The sequence below is a fragment of the Streptomyces sp. R44 genome (assembly GCF_041053105.1).
In the GTDB taxonomy this organism is placed as follows: Bacteria; Actinomycetota; Actinomycetes; order Streptomycetales; family Streptomycetaceae; genus Streptomyces.
The window spans coordinates 228,803-245,216 of the sequence record NZ_CP163444.1 but is presented as its reverse complement, the minus strand read 5'-3'; the positions used below and the strand labels follow the sequence as shown (position 1 = coordinate 245,216).

Here is a 16,414-nt window from a genome sequence, read left to right as displayed (position 1 = left end):
ACCAGCATGGCAGCACAGGTACGACAGTGGAGAATCGGCGCGGCCGTCGTGGCCGTCCTCGGGCTGACCCTCACCGCCTGCGGCGGCGCGAAGGTCGGTGCCGACTCCGCGGATTCGGGCAGCCCGGGCAAGTGCGGCACCTTCAATATCGCGGTCAACCCGTGGGTGGGCTACGAGGCGGACGCGGCGGTCGTCGCGTACGTCGCGCAGCACGACCTCGGCTGTACGGTCGCCAAGAAGGTCCTGAAGGAGGAGATCGCCTGGCAGGGCTTCGGGACGGGCGAGGTCGACACCGTCCTGGAGAACTGGGGCCACGACGATCTGAAGAAGAAGTACATCACCCAGCAGAAGACCGCCGTGAGTGCCGGCTCGACCGGCAACAAGGGCATCATCGGCTGGTACGTGCCGCCGTGGCTGGCCAAGGCGCACCCGGACATCACCGACTGGAAGAACCTGAACAAGTACGCGTCCGAGTTCAGGACCTCCGAGTCGGGCGGCAAGGGCCAACTCCTCGACGGCGACCCCTCGTTCGTCACCAACGACGCGGCGCTGGTGACGAACCTGAAGCTGGACTTCAAGGTGGTGTACGCGGGCAGCGAGACCGCGCTCATCCAGTCCTTCCGGGAGGCCGAGAAGAACAAGGAATGGGTGATCGGCTACTTCTACGAGCCGCAGTGGTTCCTGTCCGAGGTGCCGTTGGTCAAGGTCGATCTGCCCGCGTACACGACGGGCTGTGACGCCGACGCGGCGAAGATCGCCTGCGACTATCCCGTGTACGACCTCGACAAGATCGTCAGCGCGAAGTTCGCGAAGTCCGGCAGCCCGGCCTACCGCCTGGTGAAGAACTTCACGTGGACGAACGACGACCAGAACACCGTGGCCAAGTACATCGCGGTGGACAAGATGTCGCCCGAGGCGGCGGCGAAGAAGTGGGTCGAGGCCCACCGCGACAAGGTCGACGCCTGGCTCAAGTAGCCCACGTCGAGAAGACGGTCCCGAGATGCCCGGCGGGCGGTGTGCACCTGTGTGCGCCGCCCTCCGGGCATTGCCGCGTTCCGGGCAGTTCGCCGGCGCCGCCGCCCCCTTGACACCCCTCCCCGTGACCGGCACATTGAGTTGCGCAACCTGAACCATGTTGCGCAGCAAGCAACTTGACTGGTTTTGAATCAGGAGGTGCGGCGATGGCGGGACCCCGAGTGGTGATCATCGGAGCGGGCGTCGTGGGAGCGGCGCTCGCGGACGAGATCTCCGCGCGCGGCTGGACCGAAGTGACCGTGGTCGACCAGGGCCCGCTCCCCGCCACCGGGGGCTCCACGTCACACGCTCCCGGCCTGGTCTTCCAGACGAACTCCTCCAAGACCATGACCGAGCTGGCCCGCTACACCGTCGAGAAGTTCTGCTCCCTCGACGTCGACGGCAAGCCCTGCTTCCTGCAGGTCGGCGGCCTCGAAGTGGCGACCACGCCCGAACGCCTCGCGGAACTGCACCGCCGCCACGGCTGGATCACCGCCTGGGGCATCGAGGCCCGCATGCTGAGCGCCGACGAATGCGTCGAGCGGCATCCGCTGGTGAACCGGGACAGGGTCCTCGGCGGCCTCCTGATACCGACGGACGGGATCGCCAAGGCCGTCCTCGCCGTAGAGGCGCAGATCCGGCGGGCCACCGAACGCGGCGTCACCTTCCTGGCCCGCCACGAAGTGCTCGACATCCGGCAGAGCGAGGGCCGGGTGACCGGTGTCCTCACCGACCAGGGCGAGATCGCCGCCGACATCGTGGTGTGCTGCGCCGGCATCTGGGGGCCGAAGATCGCCCGCATGGTCGGCATGAGTCTCCCGCTGACCCCGCTCGCCCACCAGCTCGCCTGGACCGGCCCGGTCCCGGCGCTCGCGGGCCAGACGGAGGAGGCGGTACGACCGATCCTGCGCCACCAGGACGCCGACCTCTACTACCGCGACCGCTTCGACGGCATCGGCATCGGCTCCTACGGCCACCGCCCGATGCCCGTCCCGGTCGACGACATCCTCTCCTTCGACGAGGCCGACCACATGCCGTCGGTCCTCAAGTTCACCGAGGAGGATTTCGAGGACGCCTGGACCGAGACCCGGTCGCTGCTCCCCGCGACGGCGGAGGCCAAGGTCGAGGAGGGCATCAACGGCCTGTTCTCCTTCACCACCGACAACTTCCCGCTCCTCGGCGAGTCCCGGGACGTCAAGGGCTTCTGGGTGGCGGAGGCGGTGTGGGTCACCCACTCCGCGGGCGTGGGCCGCGCCATGGCCGAATGGCTCGTCGACGGTTATTGCTCGTCCTTCGACCTGCACGAGTGCGACGTCAACCGCTTCGAGCCGCACCAGCTGTCCCCGGAGTACGTCCTGGCCCGCGACTGCCGGAACTTCGTCGAGGTCTACGACATCCTCCACCCCCTCCAGCCGTCGGGGGACCCGCGCCCGATCCGCACGAGCCCCTTCCACACCCGCCAGCAGGAGCACGGCGCGTTCTTCCTGGAGGCGAGCGGCTGGGAACGCCCCCAGTGGTACGAGGCCAACGCGGGGCTGGTCGAAGGCCGCAACATTCCCACCCCGAACGACTGGGCCGCGCGGTTCTGGTCGCCCATCGTCGGCGCCGAGGCACAGGCCACCCGTGAGACCGTCGCGATGTACGACATGACGGCCCTCAAGCGACTCGAGGTCAGCGGCCCGGGTGCCGCCGACTTCCTGGAGGGACTGACCACCGGCAAGGTCGCCAAGTCGGTCGGCTCGGTGACCTACACCCTGCTCCTGGACCACGACGGCGGCATCCGCAGTGACATCACCGTCGCCCGGCTGGCCCGTGACCTCTTCCAGGTCGGCGCCAACGGCAACCTGGACCTCGACTGGCTCACCCGCCACCTCCCCGCAGACGGTACGGTCCAGGTCCGCGACATCACTGCCGGCACCTGCTGCATCGGCCTGTGGGGCCCCCTGGCCCGCAAGGTCCTGCAGCCGCTGACGGACGAGGACTTCTCGGGCGACGGCCTGAAGTACTTCCGCGCCAAGCGCGCGTACATCGGCCCGGTGCCCGTCACCGCGATGCGGCTGTCGTACGTCGGTGAGCTCGGCTGGGAGCTCTACACCACCGCCGACCAGGGCCTGAAGCTGTGGGACACCCTGTGGCAGGCGGCCCGGCCGCTCGGCGGCGTCATCGCCGGTCGTGGCGCCTTCAACAGCCTCCGCCTGGAGAAGGGCTACCGCTCCTTCGGCACCGACATGACCTACGAGCACGACCCCTACGAGGCCGGCGTCGGCTTCGCCGTCAAGCTCGACAAGGGCGACTTCATCGGCAAGGCAGCCCTGGAGCGCCGCAAGGAGGACGTACGGCGCAAGCTGACCTGCCTCACCATCGACGACCCGCAGTCGGTCGTCCTGGGCAAGGAGCCGGTCTACGACGGCGACCGCGCGGTCGGCTACGTCACCAGCGCCGCCTACGGCTACACGATCGGCAAGGGCATCGCGTACGCCTGGCTCCCGACGGAACTCGCCACCCCCGGCACCACCCTGCACATCGGTTACTTCGACCGGCGCATCGAGGCGGTCGTCGCCGAGGAGCCGCTGTTCGACCCGACCATGTCCCGCCTCCGTGGCTGACCGCGAGGAAGAGGCACCGCCGACGTGCATCCAGACGCCGCCCAGGTCGCCGGACGGGTCGCGTCGATGCCCGGGGGAGTGGAACCCATGACCCGAGCGATGCTGCTCGCCCATGTCGTCGAGGCCGCCGAGAGGAACGCGAACACCGTATGAACGCGCTGAACACCCCCCTGGCGGAGCTGGACCCCGAGGTCCACGCCGCCCTCCGCGCAGAGCTGCACCGCCAGCAGTCCACCCTGGAGATGATCGCCTCCGAGAACTTCGCGCCGTCCGCCGTGATGGAGGCCCAGGGGTCGGTCGCGACCAACAAGTACGCCGAGGGCTACCCCGGCCGCCGCTACTACGGCGGCTGCGAACACGTGGACGTCACCGAACGCCTGGCCATCGAGCGCGTCAAGTCCCTCTTCGGGGCGGGCTTCGCCAACGTCCAGCCGCACTCGGGCGCACAGGCGAACACCGCCGTCTTCTTCGCCCTCCTCCAGCCCGGCGACACCATTCTCGGCCTCGACCTCGCGCACGGCGGCCACCTCACCCACGGCATGCGCAGCAACTACAGCGGCAGGATGCTCGACGTCGTGCCGTATCACGTCTCCGCCACGGACCACCTCGTCGACATGGAGGAGGTCGAGCGACTCGCCAAGGAACACCGCCCCAAGATGATCATCGCGGGCTGGTCGGCGTACCCCAGGAAGCTGGACTTCGCGGCCTTCCGGCGTATCGCCGACGACGTCGGTGCCCTCCTCATGGTCGACATGGCGCACTTCGCGGGCCTGGTCGCCGCAGGTCTGCACCCCAGCCCCGTCCCGCACGCGCACGTGGTCACCACCACGACGCACAAGACGCTGGGCGGCCCCCGCGGCGGAGTCGTGCTCACCAATGACGCCGACCTCGCCAAGAAGATCAACTCGGCGGTGTTCCCCGGGATGCAGGGCGGCCCGCTGGAGCACGTCATCGCCGCGAAGGCGGTCTCCTTCAAGGTGGCGGCGTCGCCCGAGTTCGCCGAACGCCAGGCCCGCACGCTGGCCGGTGCCCGCCTCCTCGCCGAGCGCCTCACCCGGCCCGACGCGGCCGCAGCCGGAGTGAAGGTCCTGACAGGCGGCACGGACGTCCACCTCGTCCTCGTCGACCTGCGGGACTCCGCACTCGTCGGACGGCGGGCCGAGGACCTCCTGCACGCGATCGGCATCACCGTCAACCGCAACGCCGTCCCCTTCGACCCGCGCCCGCCCATGGTCACCTCCGGCCTGCGCATCGGAACGCCGGCACTGGCCACCCGAGGCTTCACCGAGGAGGACTTCGCCGAAGTCGCCGACGTGATCGCACTGGCCCTCAAGCCCGAACCGGACGTGGCCGCCCTGCGCGCCCGTACCGAGACGCTCGCGGCCAAGTACCCGCTCTACCCGCACCTTTCGGAAGACGGAGACGTCCGATGAGCACCAGCACCCCAGGCGCCGACCTCCCCGACCACCCCGACTGGCTCTGGCGCGATCCCGAGCCCAGGCGCTCGTACGGCGTGGTGATCGTGGGCGGCGGCGGACACGGCCTGGCCACCGCCCACTACCTGGCGAAGAACCACGGCATCACCGACGTCGCGGTCCTGGAGAAGGGCTGGCTGGGCGGCGGCAACATGGCCCGCAACACCACGATCATCCGCTCCAACTACCTGTGGGACGAGAGCGCCGGCATCTACGAGCACGCGCTCAAGCTGTGGGAAGGCCTCGAGGAGGAGCTGGACTACCCGATCCTCTTCTCCCAGCGCGGCGTGCTGAACCTCGCCCACAGTCTGCAGGACGTCCGCGACAGCGTGCGCCGGGTGGAGGCGAACCGGCTCAACGGCGTCGACGCCGAGTGGCTGGACGCCGAGCAGGTCAAGGAAGTCTGCCCGATCGTCAACATCTCCCCGGACGTGCGCTACCCGGTCCTCGGCGGCACCTACCAGCCGCGCGCCGGCATCGCCAAGCACGACTACGTGGCGTGGGGCCTCGCCCGCTCCGCGGACGCCGCCGGAATCGACATCATCCAGAACTGCGAGGTCACCGGCCTGGACGTGGTCGGCGGCCGGGTGGTCGGCGTCCAGACCACACGCGGTCCCATCGGCGCGGGCAAGGTGGCCCTGTGCTCGGCCGGCCACACCTCGGTCCTCGCCGCCATGGCAGGCATCGAACTCCCGCTCCAGAGCCACCCGTTGCAGGCATTGGTCTCCGAACTGCTGGAGCCGGTCCACCCCACGGTGGTCATGTCCAACGCCGTCCACGTGTACGTCAGCCAGGCGCACAAGGGCGAGCTGGTGATGGGCGCCGGCATCGACGCGTACAACTCCTACACCCAGCGCGGCGCCTTCCACATCATCGAAGAGCAGATGTCCGCCGCCCTGGAACTCTTCCCGGTCTTCGCCCGCGCCCACGTGCTGCGCACCTGGGGCGGCATCGTCGACGTCAGCCCGGACGCCTCGCCGATCGTCGGCCTCAGCCCGGTCGACAACCTCTACCTCAACTGCGGGTGGGGCACGGGCGGTTTCAAGGCCACCCCGGGCCTCGGCTGGGTCTACGCCCACACCATCGCCCACGACACCCCCCACCCCCTGAACGCCCCCTTCTCGCTCGACCGTTTCACCACCGGCGCGCTCGTCGACGAGCACGGCGCGGCCGCGGTGGCCCACTAGGGAGCCGAACCATGCTGCTCATTCCCTGCCCGTGGTGCGGGCCCCGCGACGAGGCCGAGTTCCACTACGGCGGCCAGGCGCACGTGCCCCACCCCGAGGATCCCGCCGCCCTCACCGACGAGGAGTGGGCGCGGTATCTGTTCTTCCGCGACAACCCGAAGGGTCCGTTCGCCGAGCGGTGGAGCCATGCGGCGGGCTGCCGCAAGTGGTTCAACGCGGTGCGTGACACGGCGACGAACGAGGTCCTGGCGGTGTACCGAGCGGGGGAGCCACGCCCGGCCACCACCGAGCCACGCCCGGCCACCACCGAGCCACGCCCGGCCACCACCGAGCCACGCCCAGTGAATCCAGCCCGTCCGGGGATGGCCGCGAGCGAGCCCGAAGGGCGCTGCACGACCACCGGCCCGCAGCCGAGGACGACGCGGGAGTTTCCCGCGTGGGGCGTGCCCGGTCAGGCATTCCGTCTGTCGGGAGGCGGGCGGATCGACCGCACCGACCGCCTGAGCTTCACCTTCGACGGCATCCGGTACGAAGGGTTCCGGGGCGACACCCTCGCCTCCGCCCTCCTCGCCAACGGCGTCGTCCAGGCCGCCACCAGCATCAAGCTGGGCCGCCCCCGCGGCATCTTCTCGGCCGGTGCGGAGGAACCCAACGCGGTCGTCCAGATCGAGGCCCCCTTCCCCGAGCCCATGCTCCCCGCCACGACGGTCGAGCTCTACGACGGCCTGGTCGCGAGCAGCCTCCCGGGCCAGGGGCGCCTCGCCGGAGAACCGGACCCCGCCCGCTACGACGCCGTACACGCCCACTGCGACCTGCTGGTCGTCGGCGCGGGCCCCGCCGGCCTCGCGGCCGCAGCGGCGGCCGCGCGGAGCGGCGCACGCGTCATCCTCGCCGACGACCAGCCGGAACTCGGCGGCAGCCTGCTCGGCACCGGCGAACACCTCGACTGGGTGGAGTCGACCCGCGCACAGCTCGAAGCCGCCCCGGAGGTCCGAATCCTTCGGCGCACCACCGTCTTCGGCCACTACGACGACAACCACCTCCTCGCCGTCGAGCGCCGCACCAGCCACCTCGGCGCCGAGGCCCCGGAGCACGTCTCCCGCGAGCGCGTCTGGCGGATCCGCGCCCGGCGCGTGGTCCTCGCGACCGGCGCCCACGAGCGCTCGCTGGCGTTCGGCGACAACGACCGCCCCGGCGTGATGCTGGCCGCCTCGGCGCGGACGTACCTCCACCGGTACGCCGTTCTGCCCGGCCGACACGCGGTCGTGCTCACCACCAACGACAGCGCCTACGCCGCCGCACTCGACCTGGCCGCGGCGGGAGTGGGCATCGCGGCGATCGTCGACACCCGGTCCGAGCCGGGGGAGTGGGCCGAGCGCGCCCGGTCCGCCGGGATCGAGGTGCTGGCCGGACACACGGTCACGGACACGGAGGGCGGGGCCCGCCTCACCGCCGTGACGGTTGCCCCGTACGGGGAGTCCGCGGGACGACGTGAGTTCGCCGTCGACCTGCTCCTGGTCTCCGGCGGCTGGAACCCGGTCGGGCATCTGTTCAGCCAGGCGGGCGGCAAGCTCCGCCACGACGAGGTGCTCGGCACGTTCGTGCCCGACAGCTGCCGCCAGGCGGTGGACGTCGCGGGCAGCGCGAACGGGGCCTTCGATCTCGCCACGACCCTCGTCCAGGGCGCGGCGGCCGGCGCCCGCGCGGTCGAGGCGGAGGGCTACACGGCCGAGGCGCCGGCCCTCCCGGCCGTCGCGGCCCAGCCGTACACCCCGCCCATGGCGGTGTTCGCCGTCCCCACCTGCACGGGAGCGCCCCGGTTCGTCGACCTCCAACGCGATGTCACGGTCGACGACCTGGCGCGGGCGACCGGGGCGGGCCTGCGCTCGGTGGAGCACACCAAGCGCTACACCACGGCCGGCACCGCCAACGACCAGGGGAAGACGGGCGGGGTCCTGGCGAGCGGGATCGTCGCCGAACTCCTCGGCGTGGACGTCTCGGCCCTCGGCCTGCCCACGTTCCGGCCGCCCTACACCCCCGTCTCCTTCGCCACCCTCGCCGGCCGCGACCGCGGCGCGCTGTCCGACCCGATCCGTACGACCGCCGTCCACGCGTGGCATGTCGCGCACGGCGCCCTGTTCGAGAACGTCGGCCAGTGGAAGCGGCCCTGGTACTACCCGCAGGACGGCGAGGACATGGACGCGGCCGTGCTGCGCGAGTGCCGCGCCGCCCGCGAGGGTGTGGCCTTCATGGACGCCTCCACTCTCGGCAAGATCGACGTGCAGGGCCCGGACGCCGCGGTCTTCCTCGACCGGCTCTACACCAACATGATGAGCACCCTGAAGGTCGGCATGATCCGCTACGGCGTCATGAGCCGCCTGGACGGCATGATCTTCGACGACGGCACGGTCATCCGCGTCGCCCAGGACCGCTTCCTGGTCACCACCACGACGGGCAACGCGGCCGCCGTACTGGACTGGATGGAGGAGTGGCTGCAGACCGAGTGGCCCGAACTCCGCGTCCACTGCACTTCCGTCACCGAGCAGTGGGCCACCGTCGCCCTGGTCGGCCCGCGTTCTCGCGAAGTGCTCGGCTCACTCGCACCCCGACTGGCGGTCGCCAATGACGACTTCCCGTTCATGGCATGGCGGGAGACGACGGTCGCGGGCATCGAGGCGAGGGTGTGCCGGATCAGCTTCTCCGGCGAACTCGCCTATGAGATCAACGTGTCACCGTGGGAGGCCCTCGCCCTGTGGGAGGCGCTGTACGAGGCAGGCGCCCCGCACGGCATCACTCCGTACGGGACGGAGACCATGCACGTCCTGCGCGCGGAGAAGGGGTACCCGATCATCGGCCAGGACACCGACGGCACGGTCACCCCGCAGGACCTCGGCATGAGCTGGGCGGTGTCCAAGAAGAAGCCCGACTTCATCGGCAAGCGCTCCTACGCCCGCGCCGACACCCTCCGCCCCGATCGCAAGCACCTCGTCGGCCTCCTCCCCGAGGACCCGGCAGCCCTCCTCCCCGAGGGCACCCACCTGGTCGCCGACAGCGAACTGCCCGCCCCGCCCGTCCCGATGCTCGGGCACGTCACCTCCAGCTACCGCAGCGCGGCGCTCGGCCGGACCTTCGCGCTCGCCCTGATCAAGGGCGGCCGGGACCGCATCGGCGAACGCCTCTACGCCCCCGTCGGCGACCGGCTGCTGCCGGTGACCGTCGCAAGCCCCGTCCTCTACGACCCCGAGGGAGCCCGCCGCGATGGCTGACACCGCCCCGACCGCACGGCAGCGCAGCCCTCTGGCGCATGCCACCGACCGCCTGGCCGCCGCGACACGCTCCTCCGGGGGCGCGGTCCGCCTGGCCGAGGTCCCCTTCCTGGCCCAGCTGAACGTCCGCCTCGACGCCAAGAGTCCGGCGGCGGACGCCGTCGGACTCGCCCTGGGACTCCAACTGCCCCTGGAACCCGACACCGTCGTACGTGTGGGGGACCGGGGCGCGGTGTGGCTCGGCCCCGACGAATGGCTGGTGGTGGGCCGGCCCGGCACCCAGCGGGACCTGGAGAGCCGAATCCGCTCGGCGGCCGGGGAGGACCACGTCTCCGTCACCGACGTCTCCGCCCAGCGCACCACCCTCCTGGTCGGCGGACCGCGCGCCCGCGACCTGCTGTCCCACGGCTGCCGGTTGGATCTGCACCCGCGCGCCTTCGGCCCAGGCCGCTCGGCCCAGACGACGCTGGCCCGCACCCAGGTCGTCCTGGTGGCCCGGGACGAGCCCAGGGCAGGGTTCTGGGTGCTTGTACGCTCCTCCTTCGCCGGCTACCTGACGGACTGGCTCCTCGACGCGGCCGTGGAATACGGGTGAACGGTTCCGTGCGGCGGCGCTCTGCGCCGCCGCACCGGAGTTCGCGCACGCCTCCATGGGGACCGGGGGAGGCTCAGCCCACGGAGCCCATCCGATGGCTGATCTCCTCGGCGCCCTGGACCAGCAGGGGTGCGAGCTCGTGGATGCGCTCCTCGGTGAAGCGGTACGCGGGGCCGGAGGCGCTGAGGGCGGCGAGGGTCTCGCCGTGGTGGGAACGGATCGGGGCCGCGACGGCGTGCAGTCCGATCTCGAATTCCTCCAGCGTCACCGCGTACCCGCGCTCCCGCGCCTCGGCGAGGTTCTTCTCCAGCTTGGTCCTGGCGGTCAGGGTGTGCGGCGTCAGCTTCTGCAACCTGGATGCCGCGAGCACATCGGCGCGCTCCCTCGTCGGCAGATGGGCGAGCAGGATCTTGCCGCTGGACGTCGCGTGCACCGGGGTGAGCTGCCCGACCCAGTTGTGCGTGCCGACCGCGCCCGGACCACGTACCTGGTAGAGGTTGACCGCGTAATGCTCCTGCAGGACCGCGATGTTGACGGTCTCGCCGATCTCCTGGCTGAGCCGCTGGCACACCGGCCGGCCCTGCTGGGTGATGTCGAGACGGCCCGTGACCGCCCCTGCCAGGCGGACGATCCCGAAACCCAGCCGGTACTTGCCCCGCTCGGCCGCCTGCTCGACCAGACCGCGCGCCTCCAGCGCCCCGAGCAGGCGGAACGCGGTCGACTTGTGGACGTCGATCTCGGCGGCGACCTCGCTGACGCCCGCCTCACCGCGCTGGGCGAGGATCTCCAGGACGCTGACGGCACGGTCGACGGACTGCACCCCGTTCACTGCGGGAGCCTGCGTTTCGCCATATGCCGAGTGGTTGCTCATGACGCAACTATATGCAAGATCCTCGTGGCCGTCGGCGCCTCCGTCCGAGCGCCCCACGCCCCCTGACAGCTCACGCCTATGGGGTTCGACGCCATTGAGCCGCTCTCCACTGTGGTGGTCGCATACATGGGCCGGGCGAAGGGCTCTCCCTACTGTTTCCGGCCATGACGAACACATTTCCCACCCCGGGCCCTCTGCCGTCTCCCGTCGCCGGCCTCGACCTCAGCGGTCGTACGGCGATGGTGACGGGCGGCGGCAGCGGCATCGGCCGGGCCTGTGTGCTCGCCCTGGCACAGGCGGGGGCCACCGTCCACGTGGTCGACCGGGACGCCGACGCGGCCAAGGCGGTCGCGGAGATCGCCGGGGGCAGTGCACAGGTGGCCGACCTCGCCGACCCGGGAGCCGTCGACCTCCTCCCGGCCGAGGTCGACATCCTCGTCAACAACGCCGGTCTCCAGCACGTCGCACCGCTCACGGAGTTCCCCCCGGACCGCTTCGAGCTCATCCAGAAGGTGATGGTCACCGCCCCGTTCCTGCTCATGCGCAGGACGCTGCCGCACATGTACGGGCAGGGCTGGGGCAGGATCGTCAACATCTCCAGCGTCCACGGGCTCCGCGCCAGCGCCTACAAGGCCGCCTACGTCGCCGCCAAGCACGCCCTGGAGGGGCTGAGCAAGGTCGCCGCGATCGAAGGCGCCCCGCACGGAGTGACCAGCAACTGCGTCAACCCCGGCTACGTCCGTACCCCGCTCGTCGAGAACCAGGTAAGGGACCAGGCCGCCGCCCACGGCATCAGCGAGGGCGACGTGCTCAGCAACGTCATGCTCGCCCGCTCGCCCGTCAAGAGGCTCCTGGAGTCCGAGGAGGTGGCCGCCGCCGTGCTCTGGCTCTGCGGCCCCCACTCCGGCTACCTCACCGGAACCTCCCTGCCGCTCGACGGCGGCTGGACCGCCGGCTGAACAGCCGCCCGACAGCGGCCCCTGCACGCGCCACCCGCACCACCCCGTCCCGTCCCCCCTTGTGAAAACCCGGTGAAACCCATGTCTGACACCACCACGCCGAGAGGCGGCATCGGCCGCATCGTCGCCGCGAGTCTGATCGGCACGACCATCGAGTGGTACGACTTCTTCCTGTACGGGTCGGCCGCCGCCCTCGTCTTCAACACGCTGTTCTTCCCCAGCGCCGACCCGCTCGTGGGCACCCTGATCGCGTTCATCACGTACGCCATCGGCTTCGCCGCCCGCCCCCTCGGCGGCATCGTCTTCGGCCACTTCGGCGACAAGATCGGCCGCAAGAAGCTCCTGGTGCTCAGCCTCCTCATGATGGGCGGCGCCACCTTCGCGATGGGCCTGCTCCCCACGTACGACACGATCGGCGTGTGGGCGCCGGTCCTGCTCACCGTGCTGCGCCTCGTCCAGGGCTTCGCGCTCGGCGGCGAGTGGGGCGGGGCCGTCCTCATCGTCTCCGAGCACGGAGGCGACAAGAACCGCGGCTTCTGGGCCTCCTGGCCGCAGGCCGGCGCCCCCGGCGGCAACCTGCTCGCCACCGGCGTCCTCTCGCTGCTCGCCGCCGTCCAGTCGGACGCCGCCTTCCAGTCCTGGGGCTGGCGCATCCCCTTCCTGCTCTCCGGCCTGCTCGTCATGATCGGCCTGTGGATCCGCGTCTCGGTCTCCGAGTCCCCGGTCTTCCTGGAGGCGCAGGCCAAGGCCGAGGCCGCCGCCGCGGCCGGCGCCAAGGAGGAGGCCCCGGTCGTCGAGGTGTTCAAGCGCAGCTGGCGCGAGGTGCTGTCCGCGATCGGCACCCGGTTCGGCGAGAACATCTCGTACTACATCCTGACCTCCTTCCTCCTCGTGTACGTGACCACCCACCTGGGACTGCCGAAGAGCACCGCCCTGAACGCCGTCCTCATCGGCTCGGCCGTCCACTTCGTCACCATCCCGCTGTGGGGCGCACTGTCCGACCGCATCGGCCGGCGCCCGGTGACCCTCATCGGATCCGCGGGCATGGCCGTGTGGGCGTTCGCCTTCTTCGGCCTCCTCGACTCCAAGTCCTTCCCCGTCATCACCCTGGCCGTCACCGCGGGCCTGCTCCTTCACGGCGCGATGTACGGGCCGCAGGCGGCGTTCATCTCCGAGATGTTCGACACCAAGGTCCGCTACTCCGGCGCATCCATGGGATCCCAGCTCGCCTCGATCCTCGCCGGCGCACTCGCCCCGATCATCGCCGTGGAACTCCTCAAGGACTACGGCTCCTCCACGCCGATCGCCCTCTACCTGTGTGCCGCCGCCGTGGTCACCACCCTCACCGTGGCCGTCACCCGGGAGACCCGCGGCCGCGACCTCGCCCGCGGCCGGGACGAGAAGCCCACCGCCGCTCCCGCGGTCCCCGCGGGCGAGCGGGCATAGCACCGACCCACACGTGAGCCGCCCGGTCCGCCGTCCTGACGCGTGTCACGACGGCGGACCGGGCCCACGACCGCGGCACCAGCCGCCCCGAGGCCGCGAGGAGGCCCCATGACCGCCGGCCGTCGAGCCGACGCCCGAAAGCCGTCACCCGCCGAGACGGCCGCGCGCCGCATGCTCGACCTCCTCGCCGCGGACGCTCCGGCACAGGAGCTCGCGGCACTCCCCGCGCGCTCACGGGCCGCCGGGGCCGCCCCGGAGGACGTCGAACGGATCGAGGAGACCACCGAGGTCGCCCTGTCGGTGCGGCGGGTGCTCGACCAGTACCGGCGCCGGGAGACGGAACTCGTGGCCCTCTTCGACACGGCGGGCGACCTGGCAGGCCTGCGGGACCTCGACGCCGTGCTGCGCGCCATCGTCCGGCGGGCCCGAACCCTGCTCGGCTCGGACGTCGCCTATCTGACGCTCAACGACCCCGTCGCGCAGGACACGTTCATGCGCGTCACCGAGGGCTCCGTCTCGGCGGCCTTCCAGCAGCTCCGCCTGGGCATGGGCGAAGGCCTGGGCGGCCTGGTCGCGCAGACCGCCCGCCCCTACGCCAGCACGGACTACCGCACCGACCGCCGCTACCGGCACACCGGAACCATCGACGACGGTGTGGCGGAGGAAGGACTCCGAGGGATCCTCGGAGTGCCGTTGCGGCTGGGCGAGGAGATCATCGGCGTCCTCTTCGCGGCGGACCGCACCCCGCGCGAGTTCACCCCCGACGCCATCGCCCTCCTCGGCTCGCTCGCCGACCACGCCGCCGTCGCCATCGACAGCACCCGGCGGATGGAGGAGACCCGCACCGCCCTCGCCCGGCTCGAAGCCGCCAACGCCACGGCCCGCGCCCACGGCGAAGCCCTGCACCAGGCATCCGACGCCCACGACCGACTCTCCAAGCTGGTCCTGCGCGGCGCCGGCACCGACGAGGTGGCGGCCGAGATCGCGGCCCTGCTCGGCGGGGGAGTGGCCGTCCACGACACCGACGGCAGCGAGCTCGCCCGGGTCGGCACCGCACCGGTGTCGCCCACCACCGTCACCCTCGACGCGTCGCACAGCGAAGGCCGCGCCGTCCACGCCCACGGCGTCTGGACCTGCGCCGTCCTCGCCGGCGCCGAACCACTGGGCCGCATCGTCCTGACCGGACGCGCGGACCTCCCCGAAGCGGACCGGCGTCTGCTCGAACGCGCCGCACTCGTCACCGCCATGCTCCTCCTGATCCGACGGTCCGTCGCCGAGACCGAGGACCGGGTACGCGGCGAACTCCTCGACGAACTCCTCGCCGACCCCGCCACCTCGACGCACTGGGACGGCGGCAGCCTCACCCTGCGCGCCCGGCGCCTCGGACTCGACCTCGCCCGCCCCCATGCCATCGCCGTCCTCGACACCGAGCCGGCCCTGCGCCCCCGACTCGCCGCCGAAGCCGCCCGCGTCGTGCGCGGCCTCGGCGGCCTGGCAGGCACCCGCCACGGACACAGCGTCCTGCTCGCGCCCTGCGACCGGCCCGGAGCACTCGCCCGCGAACTCGCCGCCGACCTCACCCGGGCCCTCGGGGCACCCGTCACCGTGGGCGCGGCCGGCCCGGGCCACGGACCCGAACACCTCGCCGCCCTCCACGGCGAAGCCCTGCGCTGTGTCACGGCGCTGCACGCCCTCGACCACACCGGAGAAGGCGCCGACATCGCCGACCTAGGCTTCGTCGGCGTCCTCCTCGGCGACCGCGCCGACGTCGGCGCGTACGTCGAGCGCGTCCTCGGCCCGGTCATGGCCTACGACTCCGAGCGCGGCACCGAACTCCTGCGGACCCTGCACGCCTACTACGACCAAGGCGCCAGCCTCTCCCGTGCCAAGGACGCCCTCCACGTCCACGTCAACACGGTCGTCCAACGCCTCGACCGCGTCGCCCAACTCCTCGGCCCCGACTGGAACACCCCGGCCAGCGCCCTGGAGATCCACCTGGCCCTCCGCCTCCACCACCTCGCGCGCGCCACGCGCAGGCGCTGAACCGGCAGAAGGCGACCGGCCCGATGGCGCGGCACCGCCCGCGTCAGGCCCGTGCCGGCAGCCGCTCCGCAAGGAAGGCGATGATCTCGTCGCGGGCCCTTACGGTGGGATGACCGGCCTCGTCGACGAGATGCGCCGTGACGACGCTGTGCGGGCAGCCGACGATGTCGCGGAAGAACGGCGGCGGGTCGGTGTTCGCCGCCTCGGCCGGAAGCACACGTCCGTCGAAGGCGTCGCCGAGCAGCGCGCGGTAGGCCGCGAACCGCTGCCCCGTGCACCACCTGTCGTTCTCGAAGCGGTAGGCGAGCACCTTCAGCCCGTCTCGCCCGACCCGCTCGGCCACGGCGGCGGCGTCCTCCTCGCCCAGCTCAAGACCCGCGGGATCATCGAGCGGAAGAGACGGATGGTTGACCACGGGCGCGACGACAGCGGGTTCGAGAGCCATGGCGAGGGCGAAGTTGCCGGTGAAGCACAGCCCGACGGCACCGACGCCGGGCCCGCCGCGCTCGGCGTGCGCCTTCCGCGCCAGACCACGCAGCCAGGCGACCACGGGGCTGGTACCGCCTCCGGCGAACGCCCGGAACTCGGCGCTGACGCAGGCGCGCCGGACGACGGTCTCGGCGGCTTCGGCGAGCGGATAGGCCCCGTCGACGCCGAACAGGGACGGTACGTACACGGAGAAGCCGGCCTCCTGGATCCACCGTGCGAACCGGGCCACGTCAGGGCTGATGCCCGGCATCTCCGGCATGAGGACGACCGCGGGGCCCGACCCGGCGACGTACACGCGCTTGGTCACTCCCTCCACCTCGACCTCCCGGTGCTCGAAGTCGTCCAGAGGATCGTCGTACCGCCCGCGTGTGGTTGCCATGACAGGAGGATGGCGGGAGGCTGCTTCCCCGGAGAACCGGCGATCTCGCCATGTCACACGGCGATGTCGCCACGACGTCGCCAC

At 71.5% G+C, this 16,414-nt stretch carries 11 protein-coding genes and 1 pseudogene; 10 read left to right on the top strand and 2 right to left on the bottom strand.

The window, feature by feature from the left end; translation table 11 throughout:
- Positions 1-6: 6 nt before the first annotated feature.
- From AB5J54_RS01245 to AB5J54_RS01215, 7 genes and pseudogenes are all read left to right on the top strand, one after another.
- Positions 7-975, top strand: a complete 969-nt coding sequence (locus AB5J54_RS01245) for an ABC transporter substrate-binding protein (RefSeq protein ID WP_369141975.1) — start codon at positions 7-9, stop codon at positions 973-975.
- Positions 976-1,181: 206 nt separating this feature from the next.
- Entirely contained in the window at positions 1,182-3,620 is a 2,439-nt protein-coding gene (locus AB5J54_RS01240) for an FAD-dependent oxidoreductase (protein WP_369141974.1), read from the top strand.
- 21 nt (positions 3,621-3,641) lie between these two features.
- Positions 3,642-3,773: pseudogene (locus AB5J54_RS01235) on the top strand (bifunctional methylenetetrahydrofolate dehydrogenase/methenyltetrahydrofolate cyclohydrolase); the annotation flags it as partial.
- Positions 3,770-5,053 carry a serine hydroxymethyltransferase gene (gene glyA / locus AB5J54_RS01230; RefSeq protein WP_369141973.1) on the top strand — a complete coding sequence of 428 codons (1,284 nt, stop codon included), beginning with the start codon at positions 3,770-3,772 and terminating at the stop codon, positions 5,051-5,053. The pseudogene AB5J54_RS01235 and the gene glyA, both read left to right, overlap by 4 nt.
- Positions 5,050-6,282, top strand: a complete 1,233-nt coding sequence (locus AB5J54_RS01225) for a sarcosine oxidase subunit beta family protein (RefSeq protein ID WP_369141972.1) — start codon at positions 5,050-5,052, stop codon at positions 6,280-6,282. The genes glyA and AB5J54_RS01225 overlap by 4 nt, the downstream gene beginning before the upstream one ends.
- A gap of 11 nt (positions 6,283-6,293) precedes the next feature.
- On the top strand, positions 6,294-9,548 hold the full coding sequence (locus AB5J54_RS01220; RefSeq protein ID WP_369141971.1) for a sarcosine oxidase subunit delta family protein: 3,255 nt from the start codon (positions 6,294-6,296) through the stop codon (positions 9,546-9,548).
- On the top strand, positions 9,541-10,143 hold the full coding sequence (locus AB5J54_RS01215) for a sarcosine oxidase subunit gamma (RefSeq protein WP_369141970.1): 603 nt from the start codon (positions 9,541-9,543) through the stop codon (positions 10,141-10,143). Before AB5J54_RS01220 ends, AB5J54_RS01215 begins: the two co-directional genes overlap by 8 nt.
- A 73-nt stretch (positions 10,144-10,216) precedes the next feature.
- On the opposite strand, the gene AB5J54_RS01210 is transcribed toward AB5J54_RS01215, so the two are convergent.
- On the bottom strand, positions 10,217-10,963 hold the full coding sequence (locus tag AB5J54_RS01210; protein ID WP_369149183.1) for an IclR family transcriptional regulator: 747 nt from the start codon (positions 10,961-10,963) through the stop codon (positions 10,217-10,219).
- 215 nt (positions 10,964-11,178) lie between these two features.
- Here AB5J54_RS01210 and AB5J54_RS01205 point away from each other — a divergent pair, with 215 nt between their 5' ends.
- From AB5J54_RS01205 to AB5J54_RS01195, 3 genes are all read left to right on the top strand, one after another.
- Positions 11,179-11,973: a 3-hydroxybutyrate dehydrogenase gene (locus AB5J54_RS01205; RefSeq protein WP_369141969.1), complete on the top strand. Its 795-nt coding sequence runs from the start codon at positions 11,179-11,181 to the stop codon at positions 11,971-11,973.
- 81 nt (positions 11,974-12,054) lie between these two features.
- Positions 12,055-13,419 (top strand): MFS transporter, encoded by a 1,365-nt coding sequence (locus AB5J54_RS01200; protein ID WP_369141968.1) that lies wholly within the window; start codon positions 12,055-12,057, stop codon positions 13,417-13,419.
- Positions 13,420-13,527: 108 nt separating this feature from the next.
- On the top strand, positions 13,528-15,462 hold the full coding sequence (locus tag AB5J54_RS01195; RefSeq protein WP_369141967.1) for a helix-turn-helix domain-containing protein: 1,935 nt from the start codon (positions 13,528-13,530) through the stop codon (positions 15,460-15,462).
- Between the two features lie 43 nt (positions 15,463-15,505).
- Here AB5J54_RS01195 and AB5J54_RS01190 read toward each other — a convergent pair whose 3' ends face one another.
- A complete protein-coding gene (locus AB5J54_RS01190) occupies positions 15,506-16,330 on the bottom strand; it encodes a dienelactone hydrolase family protein (RefSeq protein ID WP_369141966.1) in 825 nt (274 codons plus the stop codon).
- Positions 16,331-16,414: the final 84 nt, after the last annotated feature.

Excerpts from the sequence above, each read along its gene's own strand:
- AB5J54_RS01225 (WP_369141972.1), top strand. The coding sequence starts at position 5,050 with ATGAGCACCAGCACCCCAGGCGCCGACCTCCCCGACCACCCCGACTGG.
- glyA (WP_369141973.1), top strand. The coding sequence starts at position 3,770 with ATGAACGCGCTGAACACCCCCCTGGCGGAGCTGGACCCCGAGGTCCAC.
- AB5J54_RS01190 (WP_369141966.1), bottom strand. The coding sequence starts at position 16,330 with ATGGCAACCACACGCGGGCGGTACGACGATCCTCTGGACGACTTCGAG.
- AB5J54_RS01195 (WP_369141967.1), top strand. The coding sequence starts at position 13,528 with ATGACCGCCGGCCGTCGAGCCGACGCCCGAAAGCCGTCACCCGCCGAG.
- AB5J54_RS01220 (WP_369141971.1), top strand. The coding sequence starts at position 6,294 with ATGCTGCTCATTCCCTGCCCGTGGTGCGGGCCCCGCGACGAGGCCGAG.
- AB5J54_RS01205 (WP_369141969.1), top strand. The coding sequence starts at position 11,179 with ATGACGAACACATTTCCCACCCCGGGCCCTCTGCCGTCTCCCGTCGCC.
- AB5J54_RS01215 (WP_369141970.1), top strand. The coding sequence starts at position 9,541 with ATGGCTGACACCGCCCCGACCGCACGGCAGCGCAGCCCTCTGGCGCAT.
- AB5J54_RS01240 (WP_369141974.1), top strand. The coding sequence starts at position 1,182 with ATGGCGGGACCCCGAGTGGTGATCATCGGAGCGGGCGTCGTGGGAGCG.
- AB5J54_RS01245 (WP_369141975.1), top strand. The coding sequence starts at position 7 with ATGGCAGCACAGGTACGACAGTGGAGAATCGGCGCGGCCGTCGTGGCC.
- AB5J54_RS01200 (WP_369141968.1), top strand. The coding sequence starts at position 12,055 with ATGTCTGACACCACCACGCCGAGAGGCGGCATCGGCCGCATCGTCGCC.